Origin of the sequence: Agrobacterium sp. Azo12 (assembly GCF_029193765.2) — a bacterium.
Taxonomy (GTDB): domain Bacteria; phylum Pseudomonadota; class Alphaproteobacteria; order Rhizobiales; family Rhizobiaceae; genus Agrobacterium.
Window position 1 is genome coordinate 2,129,403 of the sequence record NZ_JARFYO020000001.1, and the last position, 20,188, is coordinate 2,149,590.

At 55.4% G+C, this 20,188-nt stretch carries 20 protein-coding genes; 10 read left to right on the forward strand and 10 right to left on the reverse strand.

The window, feature by feature from the left end:
• Positions 1–3: 3 nt before the first annotated feature.
• Complete coding sequence (locus PYL13_RS10055; protein ID WP_275641205.1) at positions 4–900, reverse strand: ABC transporter substrate-binding protein; 897 nt, start codon at positions 898–900, stop codon at positions 4–6.
• A 1,566-nt stretch (positions 901–2,466) separates the two neighbouring features.
• On the opposite strand from PYL13_RS10055, the gene PYL13_RS10060 reads away from it, so the two are divergent.
• The 3 genes from PYL13_RS10060 to PYL13_RS10070 all read left to right on the forward strand — a co-directional run bounded on the left by PYL13_RS10060 (position 2,467) and on the right by PYL13_RS10070 (position 3,901).
• A complete protein-coding gene (locus PYL13_RS10060) occupies positions 2,467–2,787 on the forward strand; it encodes a hypothetical protein (RefSeq protein ID WP_275641206.1) in 321 nt (106 codons plus the stop codon).
• A gap of 317 nt (positions 2,788–3,104) precedes the next feature.
• Entirely contained in the window at positions 3,105–3,464 is a 360-nt protein-coding gene (locus PYL13_RS10065; protein ID WP_275641207.1) for a hypothetical protein, read from the forward strand.
• A 2-nt stretch (positions 3,465–3,466) separates the two neighbouring features.
• Positions 3,467–3,901, forward strand: a complete 435-nt coding sequence (locus tag PYL13_RS10070) for a hypothetical protein (protein WP_275641208.1) — start codon at positions 3,467–3,469, stop codon at positions 3,899–3,901.
• A 99-nt stretch (positions 3,902–4,000) separates the two neighbouring features.
• Here the strand turns inward: PYL13_RS10070 and PYL13_RS10075 are convergent, their stop codons facing one another.
• Positions 4,001–4,483, reverse strand: coding sequence for a hypothetical protein (locus tag PYL13_RS10075; RefSeq protein ID WP_192491636.1), 483 nt, complete (start codon positions 4,481–4,483; stop codon positions 4,001–4,003).
• Between the two features lie 309 nt (positions 4,484–4,792).
• Here PYL13_RS10075 and PYL13_RS10080 point away from each other — a divergent pair, with 309 nt between their 5' ends.
• The 3 genes from PYL13_RS10080 (at position 4,793) to PYL13_RS10090 (ending at position 7,056) form a co-directional block, all read left to right on the forward strand.
• Positions 4,793–5,134, forward strand: coding sequence for a hypothetical protein (locus PYL13_RS10080; RefSeq protein WP_275641209.1), 342 nt, complete (start codon positions 4,793–4,795; stop codon positions 5,132–5,134).
• 4 nt (positions 5,135–5,138) lie between these two features.
• Complete coding sequence (locus PYL13_RS10085) at positions 5,139–5,507, forward strand: hypothetical protein (protein ID WP_275641210.1); 369 nt, start codon at positions 5,139–5,141, stop codon at positions 5,505–5,507.
• A 454-nt stretch (positions 5,508–5,961) separates the two neighbouring features.
• Positions 5,962–7,056, forward strand: coding sequence for a metallophosphoesterase (locus PYL13_RS10090; protein ID WP_275641211.1), 1,095 nt, complete (start codon positions 5,962–5,964; stop codon positions 7,054–7,056).
• Between the two features lie 328 nt (positions 7,057–7,384).
• On the opposite strand, the gene PYL13_RS10095 is transcribed toward PYL13_RS10090, so the two are convergent.
• Both PYL13_RS10095 and PYL13_RS10100 read right to left on the reverse strand, forming a co-directional pair.
• The gene (locus PYL13_RS10095) at positions 7,385–8,317 is read right to left on the reverse strand and encodes a cation diffusion facilitator family transporter (protein ID WP_275641212.1); all 933 of its coding nucleotides are present in this window, start codon (positions 8,315–8,317) and stop codon (positions 7,385–7,387) included.
• A gap of 5 nt (positions 8,318–8,322) precedes the next feature.
• Positions 8,323–8,979, reverse strand: coding sequence for a TetR family transcriptional regulator (locus PYL13_RS10100; protein WP_303299025.1), 657 nt, complete (start codon positions 8,977–8,979; stop codon positions 8,323–8,325).
• A 221-nt stretch (positions 8,980–9,200) separates the two neighbouring features.
• Between PYL13_RS10100 and PYL13_RS10105 the strand changes: the two genes are divergently transcribed.
• Entirely contained in the window at positions 9,201–9,839 is a 639-nt protein-coding gene (locus PYL13_RS10105) for a hypothetical protein (RefSeq protein WP_275641214.1), read from the forward strand.
• A 490-nt stretch (positions 9,840–10,329) separates the two neighbouring features.
• Here the strand turns inward: PYL13_RS10105 and PYL13_RS10110 are convergent, their stop codons facing one another.
• Genes PYL13_RS10110 through PYL13_RS10120 form a run of 3 tightly spaced genes read right to left on the reverse strand, consistent with a single transcriptional unit; the run spans position 10,330 to position 12,593 of the window.
• Entirely contained in the window at positions 10,330–10,848 is a 519-nt protein-coding gene (locus PYL13_RS10110) for a hypothetical protein (protein WP_259146319.1), read from the reverse strand.
• A gap of 6 nt (positions 10,849–10,854) precedes the next feature.
• Positions 10,855–11,385, reverse strand: coding sequence for a hypothetical protein (locus PYL13_RS10115; protein ID WP_259146317.1), 531 nt, complete (start codon positions 11,383–11,385; stop codon positions 10,855–10,857).
• Positions 11,382–12,593 carry a trypsin-like serine protease gene (locus PYL13_RS10120; RefSeq protein WP_275641215.1) on the reverse strand — a complete coding sequence of 404 codons (1,212 nt, stop codon included), beginning with the start codon at positions 12,591–12,593 and terminating at the stop codon, positions 11,382–11,384. Before PYL13_RS10120 ends, PYL13_RS10115 begins: the two co-directional genes overlap by 4 nt.
• A gap of 737 nt (positions 12,594–13,330) precedes the next feature.
• Between PYL13_RS10120 and PYL13_RS10125 the strand changes: the two genes are divergently transcribed.
• On the forward strand, positions 13,331–15,358 hold the full coding sequence (locus PYL13_RS10125) for an autotransporter domain-containing protein (RefSeq protein WP_275641216.1): 2,028 nt from the start codon (positions 13,331–13,333) through the stop codon (positions 15,356–15,358).
• Here PYL13_RS10125 and PYL13_RS10130 read toward each other — a convergent pair.
• Positions 15,297–16,586 (reverse strand): MFS transporter, encoded by a 1,290-nt coding sequence (locus PYL13_RS10130; protein WP_275641217.1) that lies wholly within the window; start codon positions 16,584–16,586, stop codon positions 15,297–15,299. The two genes, PYL13_RS10125 and PYL13_RS10130, sit on opposite strands and share 62 nt — an antisense overlap.
• Before the next feature lie 208 nt (positions 16,587–16,794).
• On the opposite strand from PYL13_RS10130, the gene PYL13_RS10135 reads away from it, so the two are divergent.
• The gene (locus PYL13_RS10135; protein WP_275641218.1) at positions 16,795–17,799 is read left to right on the forward strand and encodes a ketopantoate reductase family protein; all 1,005 of its coding nucleotides are present in this window, start codon (positions 16,795–16,797) and stop codon (positions 17,797–17,799) included.
• Positions 17,800–17,865: 66 nt separating this feature from the next.
• Here the strand turns inward: PYL13_RS10135 and PYL13_RS10140 are convergent, their stop codons facing one another.
• Positions 17,866–18,249 carry a winged helix-turn-helix transcriptional regulator gene (locus PYL13_RS10140; protein WP_192491178.1) on the reverse strand — a complete coding sequence of 128 codons (384 nt, stop codon included), beginning with the start codon at positions 18,247–18,249 and terminating at the stop codon, positions 17,866–17,868.
• 82 nt (positions 18,250–18,331) lie between these two features.
• On the opposite strand from PYL13_RS10140, the gene PYL13_RS10145 reads away from it, so the two are divergent.
• On the forward strand, positions 18,332–19,315 hold the full coding sequence (locus PYL13_RS10145) for a zinc-dependent alcohol dehydrogenase family protein (RefSeq protein WP_275641219.1): 984 nt from the start codon (positions 18,332–18,334) through the stop codon (positions 19,313–19,315).
• Positions 19,316–19,365: 50 nt separating this feature from the next.
• Here PYL13_RS10145 and PYL13_RS10150 read toward each other — a convergent pair whose 3' ends face one another.
• Positions 19,366–19,998, reverse strand: a complete 633-nt coding sequence (locus PYL13_RS10150) for a glutathione S-transferase family protein (RefSeq protein ID WP_275641406.1) — start codon at positions 19,996–19,998, stop codon at positions 19,366–19,368.
• Between the last annotated feature and the right edge of the window lie 190 nt (positions 19,999–20,188).

Here is a 20,188-nt window from a genome sequence, read left to right on the forward strand (position 1 = left end):
GGTTCAGATCTTCACTTCGGGATTGACGCGCGCCTGGTCAACGATCACCGAACCAACACCCCAGGTGTCGAGCAGTGCCTTGTAGGTACCATCGGCGATCAGGGCGTTGATGGTGTCGGCGATCAACTGCGTCAGCGCCATATCGGATTTGGCAACGGCAATGCCGTTTGGACCATGCTTGCTTAACGCACCGCCAGCTGGCTTCATGGTCTCAAACGCACCGTTGGACTGCTTTGCCGCATAACCGATACCTGCCTCGCCAGACACGGTGGCATCCGCACCGCCAGCCGCAACGCGGGTCAGCGCTTCCGGTTGTTTGGAAAACGGCAGAATGTCGATTTCGGCCTTGCCTGCGGATTTGCACAGTTCGTTTTCAGCAATCACTGCCTTTTCATGGTAGCTGCCCGACTGGATGGCGATCTTGCGGCCGCACAGGTCAGCGGGATCAAACTTGGCCGGGTTGCCGGCCTTCACCGCCCACATGCTGCCCGTATCCGCATAGCTGACGAAATTGACAGCTTTCATGCGTTCATTGGTGACGGAAAATGCCGAAACACCAATGTCGAACTTGCTGCCAAGGGCCGGCAGAATGGCTTCAAAAGCCGATGTCTGGAAATCGATCTTGACGCCGAGCTTCTTGCCAATCGCATTGGCAATATCGACATCAATCCCCTCGGGGGTCTGGCCATCCTTTTCGCTCAGAAACTCCCAGGGCGCATAGGCCGTATCGGAGCCGATCGTCAGAACACCGCTGGCCTTGATTTTTTCCGGCAATCGGGCGGCCAAACTGTCTTCAACCTTGATGGAGGATGTGTCGAAACTCTGCGCAAGGCTCTGGCCGCTGAATGACAGAACAGCGAGCGCGGCAAACATCGGCAGATGAGTAAGTGTCTTGTTCATTTTGTTCCCCATGTTGTTTTGCGACGGATTGAGTGAGGCTTGGGAGGATCATCATCATCCGACGATGACACTATGGGACCGGCAAAACAGTCCGTCCAATAATAAGATCGGGCCACTCTATTCGCTGAGGTTATTGCTTGCGCGACCGCGCGCCACAGTGACCGACGGCAGTATCATGCCCACAGCGAGCGCAAAGGAGAGGGAGGTTAGGGCGGCACTCGGCACCTTTCCTCTACCCCTGTGGGAGAGGAAGAAAAATCATCATCTTAGCTTGCTAAGTGATCAATTTTTCAGGTGAGGGGTTGGTCAGCTGTCGATGCTCGTCTTGCTCAAATATTGCGCCAACCGGCCCTCATTCCTGTGCCTGTCACAGGAATCCAGCCGACGCGCGTCTGCGCGGCGAAAAGACTTTCTCTCATCCCCAAGACTGGGGATGGCCTGGATCTCTGTGACAAGCACAGAGATGAGGGGGAGTATGTTGGTTGCTCTGAACGACATAGGATAGCGTTCATGGGTTGGGACCGCGCCGATTGCGCTCCTACCTCTACCCTTGTGGGAGAGGAAGAAAAATCATCATCTTAGCTTGCTAAGTGATCAATTTTTCAGGTGAGGGGTTAGTCAGCTGTCGATGCTCGTCTTGCTCAAATATTGCGCCAACCGGCCCTCATTCCTGTGCCTGTCACAGGAATCCAGCCGACGCGCGTCGGCGCGGCGAAAGGCTTCTTTTCAGCCCAAAGACTTGGGCTGGCCTAGATCTCTGTGACAAGCACAGAGATGAGGGGGAGTATGTTGGTTGCACTGAACGACATAGGATAGCGTTCATGGGGTGGGTTTGCCGCTCGGCACCTTTCCTCTACCCTTGTGGGAGAGGAAGAAAAATCATCACCTTAGCTTGCTAAGTGATAGATTTTTCAGGTGAGGGGTTCTTTTGACCCCACACTGTCAGCGGCTTGACGCCCCAAAAACCCACCCAAACCCATGATAATGTTGAAGTGGCGCATCCTGCTGCCCATAAACCTTGCACTCAACACCTGTCAGCGCAGCACCGCCGCTTGCTGTTTTCTGTCTCTTTTCAGTCTTTGAAGGAAAGAGTGCAGCACTTATTCATTTTCAATCCTCTAGCAAGAAAACAGCAGCATTGCTGCGACACCAAACGACGCTCAATCTGCTGACTAAAAGCGTTGTGATTAATGTTGCGATTTATGTTGCTGCAGTGTTGATGGTGATGTTGCGACGTGTATAAGTGCCGCATCAGAATAGGCAGCGACCACCTACGTGAAACGCCTCTAACGGCTCCAGTATTTCATTGCAACAACCTTGTTCGAGCCTAGTGTCAGCGAATGAAGCAAACCGCATGTAACCGGCCGTAACAGTCGGTGGTTTTGTGTATCTGTAGCGTTGCTGTCGTGTTGTGTTTGTGTTGCGATCAATGGAGGGCGGTCACATATCAGTCATTTTGCAGAGCCTTTCCGGCCTTGCGCTTGCGGCCGGGCTGATGGCCTTCGCCGCCGTACAATTTAACGCGCAGGTCATGCGTGAAGACAGGATAAATCAGGAGATTGGCCCATGGCATCGCTCAACATCGCACCGATAACCGCGCTTCTCGATTTTGATGAGCTGAACATTGCCATCCATGGCCGCATGGACAGCGGCATTCTGATTTCCGGCCGCGCCGAGCTGGAAGGCGACGCGGATGATTTTTACGTGACCGCGGTGTTTCTGGAAGACGGCAGCTGCTTAAGCCGCGATGCCAGCGACGAAACGCCCTTCGAGACGGAACTGTTCAAGCGCATCGTCAATGTCATCCATAACGACAAGACGGTGATTGGCCGTTACGCGGCCATCGAATGGGCCGATGCGGTGGAGCAGCACAAACAGCTGGTTTAACCCGTCACTGGCAGGGCATGGACGACTGCCCAAGCAATTCCAGAGAAAGTGGGAACCGGTTTCTCGTCCGGACATTGCGCTAAAAAGAGGGCTTAGAGCATTTCGGCCCAAGTCCTTTTGCCGAACGCTCCACATTGTTTCTCGTCATGCGGGTAAATTTCACCGGCGCCTGAAACCGTAGATCACTCCCAAACCGCTGAAAACCATCATCAATTGCAAAATTGCGACGGTGAATAGGAATTAATTCACATTTCTTTATCCCCGGCGCAGTGCGAAGCCCTATCATGCCTGCCATGAGTTACAGAAGGAAGTTGTAGATGTATTGCGCAAATCAACGGCCAGCCGCAGCAGACTTCACCCGCCAGCCAAAACCTGAGCGTAAGGCGCCAGTGCAGGCTGGTGCGGGGGCGGCTGGCCGTTCTGCGGGCCTCAGCCTTGGCGGGTGTGCTGAAACCATCGCCCCCAACCGGCCATTCCGGCTGACCGGCCCCTTTGCCAAAATGCTGTTTACGACCCGGCCGCATACCGGCGCGGAATACACACGTTACATGCTGGCGGTGGAAGACTGGTGCCACGCTGAAACCGGCGAACATCACCAGCCAAACGCAGATAGTGAGCCGGCTTACCAAATGCGCCGTGCTGCATTGCTGGCGAGCCGCATCGAGCAGGTGGGCTGATCATGACGCAGCACACCAACCACCCTGAGAACACCGAAAACCAGCCTCAAATCAATGACATGGTGAATGACACCACCTGGAGACGTCTAGCACATATGACAGAGCAAACCGTTGAACCCGCTGATATCAAGCCTGCGCAACAGCCCGGCACTACGCCGGTGGTGATGCCTGCGGATGATCAGGCGCTGCTTGCCTTGCAGGCAGAATTGCATGAGGCCGCAAAGGTTGCTGACCAGCGTTTCCGCGATATGCCCGAGGATATGGCGCTCGAAGATGAGCTGGCGGAAATCGACGCCATCATGCAACCGGGTGATGCGTTGGCAGAACGCATGTTTGCGCTGACCCCCACCACACCATCCGGCATCGATGCGCGGGTGCGCGCCGAGGCCTGGCACAGCGGCGATTACATCACCACCTATCTGCGTCCATACCAATAAGCCTGTCTTTCGGCAGGGTCGGCAAGATGTGTGCAACAATTTGGACAATGCGCAGTGAGAACGTGGATTTCAGTTCTTACCGCCCAACAAATCACAACGTCACTGTTGCCAGGGCTTGCAACTGACTTCAGGTTCGTCACATCCGATAACCTGTGTTATTCCGCGTTCACCAGAGCTTCCCGCTGGTAAATGAAGCGCATAACGTTGGCGATGGCGGGTGCCGGTTGCATCAGTACCGCTAATGTCGGCGGAACATTCTACTGCGACTTTGCAGCTGTTACGAACCGCCACTTTGCAAACTGGCCTGTTGTATTCATCAAGTCCTTGTTGCTTTTTGTGAGAAACACATGAAGCAATTTTCGTACTGTTACCAACCGCCGGGGCGTTAGATTTGGCCGTGGCACTGCCAGCGGAACCGCTTGCCTTCCGCTGCATCAGCGCGCGCCATTCTTCGTGCAAGGTGCTGTTTATAATCATTTGCCGCGCGAATTCAGCTTGGTTCCGCGGGGGATTCGAAGCCGCATCAAGCGCTCGATCTGCAGCAATCATTTTTTGATGTAAAGCGTGTATCTCTGGGTCCATCGACCAGTCTTCTTTGTACCATGAAGGCTCAAACGCGAAGGAGACTCCGGCAGATAGCGTTGCACAACAAATGAATCCGAATACGACACACGACAAAAGATAAGTGCTCCAGCGTGCCTTCGTGGCTGCGCTTGTTTGGGCGGTGTAATCTGCGCTTCTCTTGCCAGTGGATCGCAAAGAAATATCTCCAGTTTAGCAACATACGAGCAGCCTATATGACCATAACAGACGGGAAATCCCCCGTTTGGGTGATGCTGACAGCGGCGGATTTTATTAGCGTGCTGCACAGGGTTTTCGGGGGCCACTGCGTTGCGCAAAATATCGATATCATTGCTGTGTTTTGTGCTGTCGCAATGCCTCAGCCTGTTGCTGTTTCTGCCCAGTGCCCGCGCCGATGTGCGCTGCATGACCATGCAGGGCGACAGCTGGGTCAATGGTTGCAATAACGACATTCACTTTACCCACACGGATTGTGAAGGCGGTGTCGCCAGACTGAAGATCAAAGTGGGCGAAAAGCCACGCTACAGCCCATATCTCGCCCGTCAGAACCATCAGAAAAACTGCACCGTCACCATTCTCAGCGAATGTGTGCCTGACGATATCGAGCGCGGCATCTGCAAACTCGAACTGACCAACCCTTATCTGGAGTGAGCCCATGCCTTTGATGCCTGCGTCATCTATGTCGTCCGTGTTGTGCCGCGCAGTTCTCAGTGCCGGCCTGTTGTTGTCGCCGGTCACTGCGGCGCTGGCGCAGCAATCCCGCATCATCTCGGGCGATTGGGTGGCCGGTTGCGTTGAAAAATTCCGCGATGGCGCGCCGGTGGTCTATTGCGACCGGTTTGGTGGTTTTGTCACCAACACCTATCCGCCGGGCTGTGATGGCAACGCCGCATTCTACTGCTCGGGAATGGACCTGTGCACGCTGGCAACCTATGTCGCCGTCATTGACACGGATGATTATTATCGCCTGCAAAGCGAGATAGAGGATTGTGACGGGCCGGTCATGCAGCCGCTGCAGGGATGAGGGCGGTTGGGGCACCCATTGCGACACATCTCTAACGTTTTGATGACGTGAAACAGCGCGGCTGGCGCCTTACCTCTACCCTTGTGGGAGAGGACAGAAAATCACGGTCTTAGCGTCAGCTAAGTCGTAGATTTTCTTGGTGAGGGGTTATGTGCTTGCTCATCGTCAGTTGTTTTACACCAACAGCCTCAACAAACTCTCCTCATGCCTCGTGCTTGTCACAGGCATCCAGCCGTCACGCGTCTGCGTGACGAAAAGAATCTTTCCATTCCCAAGACTGGGAATGACTAGATTCCCGCAACAAGCGCGGGAATGAGGGAGGTCGAGGCTACCCACCCAAAGACAGGGTGTGCCGCATGTCCAACGCACCACCTACACCGTTGAAACCCCGTTAAGATTTGCCTTTTAGTCTGTGCTGCATCCATCACGCGCGGATCAAAAACGGGGGGCAACAATGCTGACAAGACGATCGCTGCTCAGACAGGGTTTGGCCTCCGGCATGGTATTGTCCCTGCCATCCATCTCCCGCGCCGCCGTACCGGACACTGACGTCACGTTCCTTGTGGTCAATGACATCCATGCCTGCCAGATTGGCGATAGCCTCAGTCCCGGTTGCGCGGCGCAAGGCAAGACCGATGAAAATCTTCTGCGCCATATTCGTGGCCTCAACGGCATAGACCAACACAACTGGCCGCAGGACATTTTGGGCAAACCAAGCGGTTTTATCTCCCCGGGCCAGCCCATCGCCCCACCGCGCGGCGTCATTGTCTGCGGCGATGCCACCGATGATGGCGGCGGCCAGATGCCGGATCTTGGCGAGGGCACGCAGTTGCTACAATTTTCCAAACGTTACCGTCAGGGCGAAGGGCCGGATCGCATTCGTTACCCGGTTTATGTTGGGCTTGGCAATCACGACCTCGATCAGGACGACCGCCCGCCGCAAATTGACTGGTACCGCGATGAGATGCGCGACTATGTGCGCATGAACCACAAGCCGAGCATCTTTGCGACGCCAGACGTTCCCGCCGATAATTACGATTCCGCCTCCAACAATTATTCCTGGAACTGGGGTGGCCTGCATCTGGTGCAGGCCCAGCGTTACGGCGGAGATACCGACAAGGGTACGGCCAGCAGCCTGGCGTGGTTGAAACATGACCTCGCCACTTATGCCGCAGACGGCCGACCGGTGGTGCTGTTCCAGCATTATGGCTGGGACCCGTTTTCGCTTGAACATTGGGACCCGGTAAAAAGCACCTTCACGCCGGATGGTTCCGGCCCGCCGCACTGGTGGGGTGAAGAACAGCGTCAGGCGCTGCTGGATACGCTGGCCGGTTACAACGTCATCGGCATCTTCCACGGTCATGAGCATGATACGCCGATGGCATACAAGGTTGGTGCTTACGATGTGTTCAAGGCCAAGGCCGCATTCATGGGCGGTTTTTGCCTGGTGCGCGTTACCAATACCCGTATGGACGTCGCCATCGGTCAGGTTGCCGGCAATGGTGATACCCTGTCGTTTGACGTCGGGTTTTCAAAGGCGTTGGGTTAGGGGTGGCTGGCGCCTTTACCTCTACCCTTGTGGGAGAGGAAGAAAAATCATGGTCTTAGCAACGCTAAGTCATAGATTTTTCAGGTGAGGGGTTTGTGTACTTGCTCATCGTCAGTTGTTTGACGCGAACAGCCCCAACAAACTCTCCTCATACCTCGTGCTTGTCACAGGTATCCAGCCGAGGCGCGTCTGCGCGGCGAAAGAGCCTTTCCATTCCCAAGACTGGTAATGACTGGACTCCTGTAACGAGTACATGAGTGAGGGAGGTCGGGGTTATCCACCGAACTACATCGATGGCGTCACGGTTGGAGCATCACACACACCCCGCTCAATCCGCCCATTCCTGATCGGCGGTGAACACGATTGTCAGCCAGCGGTCGGGGCCTTCGTCGCCAATGCGTGCGCCGATTTCATCGCGTATCGCGTCCCACTCGCTCAAACTTTTGGCCGGCAGGGTCTTCGGCGCAATGAAAAAAAGCTCGATCTGCTTGGCGCGGCCCACCTTGGCAACATAGGCGCGGTGCGCGGTAAAGCCGTATTTCGCCACGATTTCCCTGGCAATCACATCCACGCCGTCGCGCAGTTCCGTAGGGGCGACCAGCAGAATATCGGCCACCGCCTGGCGCACATTGGCAATGGGTGTGGGCAAAATGAAAACGCAGGCAAGCGCCAGCACCGCCGGGTCAACGTAAGGGGAAAGCCACGCAAACTGCGTGCCTTCAATGGCATAACCGAGCAGAAAAGCCACCAAAAGCGCTGCGGTCAAACCCGCCGTCATGAACCACGCCTTGGCGTCCAGATCCACAAAGCCGGATTTGACCTCGCCATTGGCCCGCCGCAGGAAGAAACCGGCACTGAGCGCCACCACGGTTGCCACCGATGCAAATATCATCGCCGGACCAAAATCGACCACGCGGCCACCGTCGAGAATGCTGGAAATCGCACCCACCAGCGCCACACCGGCCGCACCCATCAACAGGCTGCCATTCAGGCCCAGAACCATCGGCTCCAGATGCCAGAACCCAACCGAAAACCGGTCCATGAACTTGCTCTTTTGGCCGCTTGCGGGCGACGGCGCGGCGGACGCCGTAATCAACCGCGCAACCAGCAGCGCAATGACAGTCATGAAGGCATCGGTCAGCGCGTAAACGCCGTCAAACATGATGGCGGCCGAACCGGAGGTGAAACCGATGATAATACCGAAGGCGGCCATCATCACCGTCAGGCCAATAGAGAGTTTAAGCAGGGATTGTTCGTTCATAATATCTATTCCGTGAGGACCAGATTTGCACTGTCAGCCCCAAGCGGCACGTCACCATGGTGGGACATGCGGACTATGCCGGCAACCAGCACATCAACCGTGGTGCTGAAGACAGAATCTGGCGGTATTTCTGATAACAGGGGCGCAATGCGCCGTGTGGCAGGGTAGTCTTTTTCATCCAGCTGCAAAAAGGCCTGCGCGTCCTCACCGGCCACCCGGCCCATGAAGCCGGATATCTCAGCCGTGATCAGCCCGATGATCGAGGCATACCAGCCAAGCCCGATGGGCAGCGCCATTTCAGGGGCCAGACCGGCATCCTGCAACGCGCTCTGCACCGTTTCAATGTGCCGGTATTCGGCAGAACCGGATGAAAGAAAGCGCGATATGGACTGGAATGTCTGCGGGTGGGCCAGCGCAACACGGCGATATTCAAAGGCAATATGGCGCAGCCGGTCTTGCCAGGGCAAATCAGGCTGGGGTGGTTCAAGCCGCGCCACCAGCTGTTCGGAAAGCGCGCGCAACAACCCGTCCTTGGACTTGCAGTGGTAGAGAATTGTCATGGGATCGCAGCCCAGCGCATCTGCCAGTTTGCGCAGGCTGAACTGGCGTTCGCCAACGCTTTCCATAAGCACTGCCGCCGTCTCTATGATCTGCGCCCGCATCAACATCTGGCACCTCTGTCCGTTGTCCTGATTTTCTTCTACAGCGTAGAGTTCTACAGTGTAGAATTAGAAAAATCAATGTCTTGGGCTTGCTGTGCGGCGTAACAGCGCGTGCATACGCCACATAAAACGCGGTCGTTTCAAAATGTAACGATTTGTTTTTGCAACGTTTAAAGGCTGGTTTGTTATTTCCCCATCTAGGCAACAAAGGGGGTTTTGGTATGTCGAGAGAAGCAAGCAATGCAGTGGGTGCTGGCGCGGTTATGAGTGCGGGCATTGCCACAGGTGTGGTCGGTGGCGCGTCCGCCGCTGGCGGCATCATGAACATCGTCCGCAAGGTCGTTATCGCCGGTGATCAGGGCTGGGACCGCGACGGCATTTTTATCTGTTCGAAGTTTGCGTTCAACTTCCGCACCCAGCAGGTGTTTGACGGCAAGGAAATGCACGCCTTTGAAGACATCACCAGCTACAGCTGGGACGAGCACATCATCAAGATCAGCATTCGCGGCCGCATCGAACCAAAGGCCATCAATGTCGGCATGCCGGAACGCTGCCAGATGATTGGCAAGATATTGGAAGATATCTGGGCTGGCGTGTCTTACAAGCCGGAAAAGAAGCGCCTGTTGCCAACCTTCCGAAAGCGCGTGCACCGGGTCAAAATCCGCACGGCCTTCCGTTATGCCATTCGCAGTTTCTTCCTTGGCATCTTTTTCGGCATTCCCATCACCGGTGAAATGGGCCTCCATGGCGATCCACGCTTCTTCGGGGTGCTGTGGTTCATGGCTGGCGTTTTTGCGCTGTCTGTCGCATGGCGCAAGTTCAAGCCGGTGAAAGAACCTGTCTGGCAACCTGCCACCTGATAGAAATCAGGACACTATTGTGGCAGGGATGACGTGGAGAGTTTGGTTGCCGCAACCGATCCTCATTCCTGTGCCTGTCACAGGAATCCAGTGCCGCGCGTCTGCACGGCGAAAGAGTCTTTTTCAGCCCAAAGACTTGGGCTGGGCCTGGATTCCCGCAACAAGCGCGGGAATGAGGGAAATTGTGGCCGCCACCGAGTTCCTGATGATAACGTTGTTGTCGGTAGCGCCACTGGCGCCCCACCTCTACCCTTGTGGGAGAGGAAGAAAAATCATGGTCTTAGCTACGCTAAGTCATAGATTTTTCAGGTGAGGGGTTCTTTTTGTCCGCATGCTCGTCACTCGTGCGCCGTCATACCTGGGCTTGTCACAAGTATCTAACCACGTCTCGTGAAACGAAACATATTTGGCTGGGGCAGTGTTAAATCCACACTGTCGCGGCGCACATAATGTGGAAAATTTATACGCAATCAGGACTTCTCCCTTCGGCTTAGTCCCATCGTTTCTCAACATACATCATGGCCACATCGGCATTGTATTTGCCTTGCCCTATCCAACCACTGACATCCACAGTCAACACGCTGTCGTCGTCAAAATATAATGTCATGAATTTTGCGCGATCACTTGCTTGGAAACCAGCAAGGTTGGTTTCAGTTTCTTTAGATTCTGCGCACGTTTTAATCTCTGCCACGAGGTCGCTGAGATACATATCTTGCGCATTTATAACGCGCTCCTCATCTCCTCCGGAGGGAAGTTCAACCCCATATTCACACACATATTCCAGCATGTTCAGGTCGTTTTCCGTCCAGCGCACAAAGCATTTTGGGAAGCCAAACACCGCACTCGCTGAAACGGTTACATTGTCCGTCACCGGCTGTGGGTCCTTATTCAATTTCACCAAAGTAGCGTGCACGCTCTTGATATCATCACACACCTCCCTGGCCGCGACGGATGATGCCATAAGCAATGACAGGAACGAACAAAGTGCAAATCTCATCAGTGCAGCCATCTTGGTTCAGTTGCGTCTTTTCTTGAGGTACGTAATCGCAGTTTGGGCTTGATATTTGTCGTCACCAATCCCGCCGGTAATATCCACACCTAGGGCAAGTCCTTCATCAAAACGCTGGAACATGAAATATCCAAAATGGCTACCAACCATACCCGAGACACTTTCGTCGGATTGGTCAAACCCGGTACAGCTTTTCAGCTCTGATGCGAGATCTGTGAGAAATACATCCTGTGCGGCCATAACGTCTTCCCCTGCCTGTGCAGGGGGAAGGTCCACCTTATATTCACAAACGTGCTCCAGCGCATTGAGACCGTTTTGTGTGTACTGGACACGGCAATTCGGAAAACCAAACATGGCGTTTGTAGACACTGAACGGCTCTCGAGCACCGCAGCCGGATCTGCATCATATTTTTCCAGTGCCAGACGTGCGGCTTTGAAGTCCTGACAAACCTCACTGGCTGCAACAGGCGACGTCAGCAAAACTGACATTATAAGGCAAAAGCAGGTCTTAAAGGTTGCTTGAAAAGACATCGTCATTGCGCGGTTTGCTCCTGAACCCATTCCGGAAAAGTGCCGGAATGTTTAGCGTCATAGATCACTGACTTGCCCTTGAATTTGAATTCGTCGCCGTCCTGCAACGCCGTAAAATCAAGGCATTTTCCATCGATATCCGTGTAGACCATCCTTGGGCCAAGCATGCAGCTTGGAAAGACCTTTTCACCCTCGGCGCGCGTCACTACCGGACGTGCATTCAGGTCTTTTGCTCGCATCCATGCGGCATAATCCGGTTCCCAGGTTGTATAGGATCTGGCTTTCGATGCGCCCATTTCATCCAGTGTGTCCATGATCCACTCGCGGTGATACGACACATGAAAGAAGGAAAGCGCATTGGAACACAGCGGAATATTGCTTTCCTTTTTCCAAAATTTCAGCGCCTCCTTCATGTCGTCAGGAAGCTTGCCGTAGCCATCTGCGGATGACTGAATTCCCAGCAAATAATGGACACGCTGGCCGGAAACATCCTGACTTGGACCTGCTACGGTAACCGGGCCTCCAGAGTCACCAACGCACATCAGGCTCGATTTTTGGACCAGGGTGCTCATCATGAAATGGTCCAATCCATCCGCCTTTTTAGGTCTGGCCATCTCGGCAAACCACATTTCGGAAACTGGTTTGTAAATGGCATCCCGACCATGGCCGAAAATGTAATATTTCGGCCCATCCGCACGTTCCAAGGTTGCGTCCCACTCCGGCGGAACGATCGTGACCGGCTTGGCATAATCGGAAGGTCTTTCAAGCTGGATCAGCGCCAGGTCGTGATACTGGCTGGCCTCGCTTCTTGTGAAGCTGGAATACATCGGCTCGGGATAACCGCCATTATAGAGCGGATGAACCACCCATTTTTTTGCCTCTATCGTATCAACTTTAACCGGGGTCGCGCTTTTGAGAAATTTGACCAACACATGCCGCGCCTTCGATACGCAGTGCCCGGCCGTGATGATGATGTCAGGGGCAATGGCGGCCCCAAGACATTGGCTGAACAACGGGGCTCCCTTGTTTTTATAGGCCTGGATCGACACGACAAAACCGGATGCATTGCCAAGCGGATCTTGCGACACATTGATGCCGTCAACCATGGCGCGGGCCTGCTGTGGCACAAACAGCAGTGAAACTGCCATCAGCATTGCGCTCAAAAACGTGAGGGCATTCCATGCCCGCAAGCCGGTACTCTGCGTATTGTCCATCGTTCCCCAAAATCCCCTGGCGTCTGTAAAGGGGGGATGCCCGCTCACCCCACTCTGCTGCCGAAGCATAAGCCGGGACGGCAACGCCAACCTCCCCAATTTGGGTGAGAGGTTTTCGTTTCTAGGGGTGAAAATGACGGCGGGTCTGGGCGGCAATATTGCTCCACCTTCACCTCATTCCTGTGCCCGTCACAGGAATCCAGGCCAGCCCAAGTCCTTGGGCTGAAAGACCTTCTTCCGTCGCGCAGATTCATGAAAACCGGGCAGGGCGGGGCATGCCAAACAGCAAATAAAACCCCAGCCAATCGACAAGGCCGGGGTTACACCTGCTCAAACATCACACCTAAAAACCCCTCACAATATACAGTGCGTCACTAGCATTTGTTATGGATGATAAACAACTACATTTTTGCGAAGTGGTTAAACAACAAGGTTAAGTCGCCGAACCAAAAATTACGGTGATCAGATACATTCCGTCATTCCAAATTTAGAGCGCAACACAACGCAATGTTGCATGAATGATACTTACTGGAATTTTTCAAAAGCGTATTTTGTATAATGAATATTAGTCAGATATCTATGTGGTGCTACCAATTCAGCGCGACGGAAGTAAACATCTCCGTTTCTACTGATTGGTCGCGTGAAGAATAGTGAATTTCTACATGCGAAAGCAGGAAATTTCGAGATTTGTTGCAGGTTGAACTGACGTAACCATCCTTGGCATTGGGAACTTTGAAATGGTGAAGCATCTCGTTACGGCATTTCTCTTCACAGGCACTGCTCTTTTCTCAATTGATATCGCGTACGCTGCAGACGGAAATGGTTACGACATCCTCCCCACGCTGGGAGGCAACGGTTCCGGGGCATTCTCGATCAGTTCCGACGGATCAGTTGTGGTTGGAAATGCAAACCTTTCGGGCGGAGGTTTCTTTGCCACGCGCTGGGATCTTAACGCTGGTACGCTGCAAAACCTCGGCACTTTAAATGGCGGATCGTTTTCCAGCGCATATGGCGTGAGTGGTGATGGTCAGGTCGTGGTCGGCTTTTCTAACGACAGTAATGCTGGTGGTATTCCACAGGCTTTTCGGTGGACCAAGGCCACCAATACGATGGTCAACCTTGGCGCGCTACCGGGAAGCATCTTGTCAATTGCCTATGGCGTAAATGGCGATGGATCAGTGGTGGTCGGCTATTCGCTCAACAGCACCTCCGGTCGGCAACACGCCTTCCGTTGGACGGAAGCGACGGGCACCATGTCCGACCTTGGTGTGCTGAACAACGGATCGTCGTCTGTTGCTCACGCAGTAAGTGCTGACGGCTCAGTCATCGTGGGTGACGCCGCTGACGGTAACGCAAGCAATAATGATCGCGCTTTCCGTTGGGATTCGATTTCGGGTACAATGGCGAGCCTTGGCACGCTAGTTGGTGACCAGCTGTCATATGCAAGAGGCGTAAACGCCGACGGTTCTGTTGTGGTGGGATGGTCGGTTGGCATCAACTCGATAGAACGTGCCTACCGCTGGACACAAGCTTCAAACATGATGGTTGATCTTAACCCGTTGAATCCGGGTCTAGCGTCAAGAGCTTTTGCTGTTAACGCGGACGGATCGGTGGTCGTCGGTGAAGCAGCAATAAGCAACGTTGGCACTCGTGCTTTTCGTTGGACTGAAGATACTGGACTGATCTCTATTGAAGACTGGTTGCGAGCCGCCGGCGTCCCAGTTGCCTCTGATTTCACATTAGTTGCTGAGGGGGTAAGCGCCGATGGCAATGTTGTGGTTGGGGTCACGCAAAACAATTCTGCCTTCATCGCCCGCGTATCCTCAGTCGGCTCCGGCATCATTGACGTCAACGAGTTTTACGCCTCGCTGGCCAACAAACCCTCCGCCAATGTCGGCCTCAACTATGCCGGTACCATTCTAAACGGCGCACATGGCGAACCGATGCGCAACCTGCTGCAGGCAGGCCAGCAATCCCTCTGGGTCACATCGGATATCGGTTATGACAATGGCTCCGCCAGTGATGGCGCATTTGGCGTGGCTGATTTCGGTTACGGCCTTGGCCTTGAAGGCGGCGGCACGGCACGGTTTGCCTTTGGCGGTCTTTACACCGATCAGGACATCGATGCCGGTGGCAACTTCATCAACAAGGGTTTTTATCTCGCGCCGGAGGTCACGCTGCCGGTTGCTGGCAATCTCTACGCCACCATTGGCGGCTATTACGCGCCGGGCAAATTGACCGTCACCCGCGGTTATCTCAATGGCGGGGTCATGGATTATTCCATGGGTGAAGCCGACCTTGATACATGGGCTGCCAAACTGCGCCTGGACTGGTTGAATGCTGCGACCCTCAACGACTGGAACCTGACGCCCTATGCCAGCCTGACTTACGCCCATTCAAAGCTTGAAGCCTACAGTGAGACCGGCGGTGGCTTCCCGGCCAGTTTTGATGCGGTGAAAGACCATAGCACCGTTGTTCGTGCCGGTGTGGATGGCGTGCACAGGTTGGACAACAACATTCGCTTGCTGGTGCGGGCCGAAGCGGCCTACCGGTTTGAAGATGAAACTGCTGCAACCAGCGGCATCATCACCGGCCTGTCCGGCTTCAATTTCGCTGGCCAGAACACCAACCAGTTCTGGCTGCGTGGTGGTTTGGGCGCAGAAATGGATGTGGCCGGTGGCACGGCCTCTCTCAACGTCAATGTCACCACGCAGGGCGATGACCCAACCGTGTGGATACGCTCCGGCTGGAAAGTGACGTTCTGAACTTCGGGTCCTGCAGCAGAGCGGGTGATGTCGGCGCCAGCGCCTTGGAGCGAATAGCCGGCGGCGGCATTTTTGTGCCTATTGTAAACAGAAGGGCGCTTGCAACGGCCATGCCGGCAAACAGCAGGAACATGGCCGGGCCACCCAGCATGCCTAGAAGCGCACCGCCCAGTGTTGGCCCGACAAAATTGCCGACAGTGGAAAAGGAATGCGCGCCGAAGTAACTGCCTCTGTTGCGGTCGTTGGAAATGCCGTCCACCAGCATGTATTCCGATGGCACCACCAGAATTTCGCCAATCGTGAAGATGACGATTGAAATGGCAAAGGCCCAGAATTCACCCGATAGCAGATAGCCGATTTCACCGGCGCAAAAGAACATGCAGCCGATGACGAGTGCACGAAGCGCGCCGGTGCGTTCAATAAACCGGCGGGCAAAGGGATTACCAACAAGCACCACAACGCCATTGATGGACAGCATATAGGCAAAGATCTCGACCCCGCCTTCAAAATTCGCCGCAAGATAGGGCGCAAGCGTTGCCGAAAACTGCCCGTAAACGGCAATCAGCAACGTGCCGCCACCAATAAAAAATGCCAGTCGTGGATCGCGCGCCGCGGTTTTTACCGTCTCGAACAGCGAGAGCGATGAGGTCTGCTGATCGGTCCTTGACGTCGTCATGACAGGTGTCTTGTAGAGGTGCAGCGCCAGTGCAAACAGCGCATACATTGCCCCGGCAATCACGAACAGAAATGTCGAGGCTGCACCGGCAGCAATGCCGATCAGCGGGCCAACCGCCCAGCCAACATTGGCGGCCGTGTACCGCCAGGAGAAATATTTCAGCCGTTGTGGCTCGGGGCAGGCATCACTCATCATGGCGCGGGAAATCGGCTCATAAACCGCAACCGCAACAGCGCCGCCAATCTGCGCCACACAAAAGGCCAGCACCGTTTCCGCCGTGCCCATGCCCACCAGCGCCAGCGCCATTGAAATGAGGGTAATGGTCATGATGGTCTTGCGCCCGACCTTGTCGGACATTGCCCCGGCAAAGGGTGCCGTCAATGCGCCAACCAGCGGACCAGCCCCCAGAATGGCACCGATAACGGCCGGGCCAAGCCCAAAGGATTGTTGCAGCTTGATGGCGAGAAACGACAGCGTCATGGCACGCGCCACCGCCACCAGACCGGAACCGGCAATCAGAAACAGAATATAGTTGCGTTGGTGGTTGCTCATCTGAAGCGGTCTTGCCCTGTATGTCCTGGATATCAGCAGGCGGAGGCGACATTCATTGCCCCCTTGCTGTTGGCGTCATGAATACAGGGTTTTAGGAAAGCCGCAATCAGTGCTTTTCGCCGCTCTGTCTGACATGAAAAACAACACGGACATGGGGTGAGATTGCTGCTACCTATGCCCCGCATGTACCCCCAAGATGAGGCCCCTGATGACAATTCGAAACATCTGCGTTTACGGTGCAGGCGCGCTGGGTGGCGCGTTTGCCGCAACCATTGCCAACACAATCGGTGATCAGGTCAAGGTTACGGTCATTGCCCGTGGCGCGCAGCTTGCTGCCATAAAAAACAACGGCCTGACGATTGAAAAGGCTGGCGTTGAGACAGTCACGGCACGGGTTGATGCCACGGATGATCCCTTTGAATTGCCGCCGCAGGACCTTGTCATCACCGGCCTCAAGGGCCATCAACTGGCGGATGCCGCCAAGGGCATTGCAGCGCTGCTGCATGAAAAGACCCGCGTCATCAACATTCTGAACGGCATTCCATGGTGGTATTTCCATGGCGATGAGCACAGCCGCTTTGCAGAACGGCAACTGCCGGAACTGGACCCGGACGGACAGTTGTGGAGCCTTGTTGGCCCGCAGCGGGTCATCGGTTGCGTGGCCTATCAAGGTGCGGAAGTCATTGAGCCCGGCACCACGCGGCTGTCCGGCAATGGACGGTTTTTCCTCGGTGAACCATCCGGTGACATGTCTGCTGATCTGAATGATATCTCGGCCTTGCTGACATCGGCCGGTCTCAACATTTTGCCGACGCCACGAATTCGCGATGAGATCTGGCTGAAGCTGACCAACAACGCCGCCTTTAACCCGATCAGCGCTTTGACCCGCTCGCGCATGGACGCCATCATGGCCAACCCACACACCGCAGCGCAGGTGCGCAACGTCATGGGCGAAACCAAAAAAGTTGGTGAAGCATTTGGCGCGACGTTTGAAAAAAGCCTTGATGAACTGGTTGACCGACCCGGCGGTTATGACCCGGTGCGCACATCGATGTTGCAGGATTGTCTGGCCGGAAAACAGCTGGAAATCATGCCGCTGACCGGCATGGTGGTGACGCTGGGCAAGCTGGCCGGTGTGCCAACACCCACCTGCGAAACCATTCTGGCGCTGACCTTGCAGCTCGATCAGGCAAACCGGGACGGGCAGGGCTGATCGCCCCTCGTTAGAACAAGACAAGAGCGGCCATCAGCGTGACGGATGCCGCTCCTGTGCCCTGGTTCAGACACACGCAGGCGTGTTGGCCCGCTCGTCACCTTCACTCTCCTGAAGCTTTTTGCCCCAGTCCCGCATGGTGATCAGAATGGGCGCAAGCGACACGCCAAGCGGCGTCAGCTCATATTCCACCTTTGGCGGCACTTCGGGAAAGACCGTGCGTTTGATCACGCCGTCGGCTTCCAGCTCTCGCAACTGCAGCGTCAACATGCGCGGTGTGGCCGCGGACACAAGCCGGCATAGCGCGTTGAAGCGCAGCTTGCCCTCCAGCAGGTGAAACAGGATCACCGGTTTCCAGATGCCGCCGATGACAGACAGCGTGGCCTCGACAGCGCAGCCGGTGCGATCGGCCCGGCGACGTGTTCTTTTCAGGGGGGTACTATCATTCATGATACTACATGCTCAATTTGTACGTACTTCATGGATAGGATCTATATGCCTATGTTGAGGTCCTGAAAAGGAGATACCTCACATGCAACACTACATATTGACCGGAAACGAAACCCCACGCCTCAAGCTGACCTCGGGCGCACAACGCCAGCCTGTCAGAGGCGAGGTCGCCGTTGATCTGCGCGCTGCGTCGCTCAACTACCGTGACCTGATCGTTGCCAAAAACGCCAAGGACAATGTGCCGCTGTCGGACGGCGCCGGCGTTATTTCCGCCGTGGGTGAGGGCGTTGAGGGCTGGAAGGTCGGTGACCGTGTGGTGATTGGTTTCATGACCGGTTGGGTGGATGGCCCGATCACCCCGGCCAAACAGGCAACCAGCCTTGGCGGCCAAAGCATGAATGGCGTGCTGACGGAACAGATCGTGGTGCCGGCCGACAGTATTGTGCGCATTCCCGACACCATGACATTTGAAGAAGCATCGACGCTGCCCTGCGCTGGCGTTACCGCATTTGCCGCGCTGTTTGAACGCCGGCCAATCCAGCCGGGTGAAACGGTGCTGTTGCTTGGCACCGGTGGCGTTTCGATCTTTGCGCTGCAACTGGCCAAACAGGCCGGTGCCCGCGTCATCATCACCTCCAGTTCCGATGAAAAGCTGGCGCGTGCCCGTGCGCTGGGTGCCGACGCGGTCATCAATTATCGCACCACACCAGAGTGGCAGAACGAGGTCTTGAAACTGACCGATGGCATCGGCGCAGATCTGGCGGTGGACGTGGGTGGCCCGGCGACACTGAACAAAACCCTTGCCGCCACCCGTTTTGACGGTCGCATTTCGCTCATGGGCGTTCTGACCGGCTTTGACGGCCACATTGATACGGCCGTCATCCTGTCAAAACGCATCACCTTGCAGGGCATATATGTCGGCTCGGTTGCAATGCTTTCCGCGCTGGTCAAAACCGGCATCAAGCCGCAGGTTGATCAGGTCTTCCCGTTCAGCGAGGCGGAAGCCGCCTATGACGCGCTGCGTGACGCAGGCCACTTCGGCAAATTGGTCATCAAGATCGGCTGAATTTTTCAGGGTGCGGGGAGCAAACTCTCCGCACCTTATTCCGATGACTGTCAGGTCAGCGGCGTCATCACGGCCTTCTGGTAGGCTGGCCGTGCGCAGAGGCGCTCATACCATGCCGCGAGATTTTTAAGGTCCGGCCGCTCGATGGGCAGCGAAAACCAGGCATAGGCCATGCAGCCCAAGGGAATATCGCCAATGCCAAGGTGTTCACCGGAGAGATAAGGTGTCTCGCCAAGCGCCTTGTCCGCCACCGCCAGCAGCTGCGCGCATTGCTCCTGGGCGCGTTTCAGCTCCTCCTCGTTGCGCTGTTCCGGCGTGTAGCGCACCAGGTTCCAGAACAGGTCGCGAAACGGCGCGGCAAGGCTGAATGATGTCCAATCCATCCACTTGTCAGCGGCAGCCCAACTGGCGGCATCGCCGGGTGCAAATGGCTCGCGGCCATATTGCCGGGCGAGATAGCGGACAATGGCGTTGGATTCCCACAGCACCAGATCTCCGTCTTCCAGGCACGGCACACGACCATTGGGGTTCATGGCCAGATACGCGGCATCATTGACCACGCCATAGGCGCCACCGGCATTGATTTGTTCATAGGTTACGCCAATTTCCTCGGTGGTCCAAAGCACCTTGCGGACATTGGTTGAATTGATACGGCCCCAAATTTTCACGTCATCTACCTTCATTTCCAGCTGCAAAATCCCGTAAGGGATCGCACTGTTATTAGTCTGATTTGCGCGACATTCCACCATGGAAACGATGGCAAAACGCCAGATGTGTGTCGCAGCAGCCATGCGGGCTGCCCCATCCGCTTGCGGCACTATCGCGTGACAAGCAATTCTTCTCCGCTTATTTTCAAGGCTACGCGGAACGTAT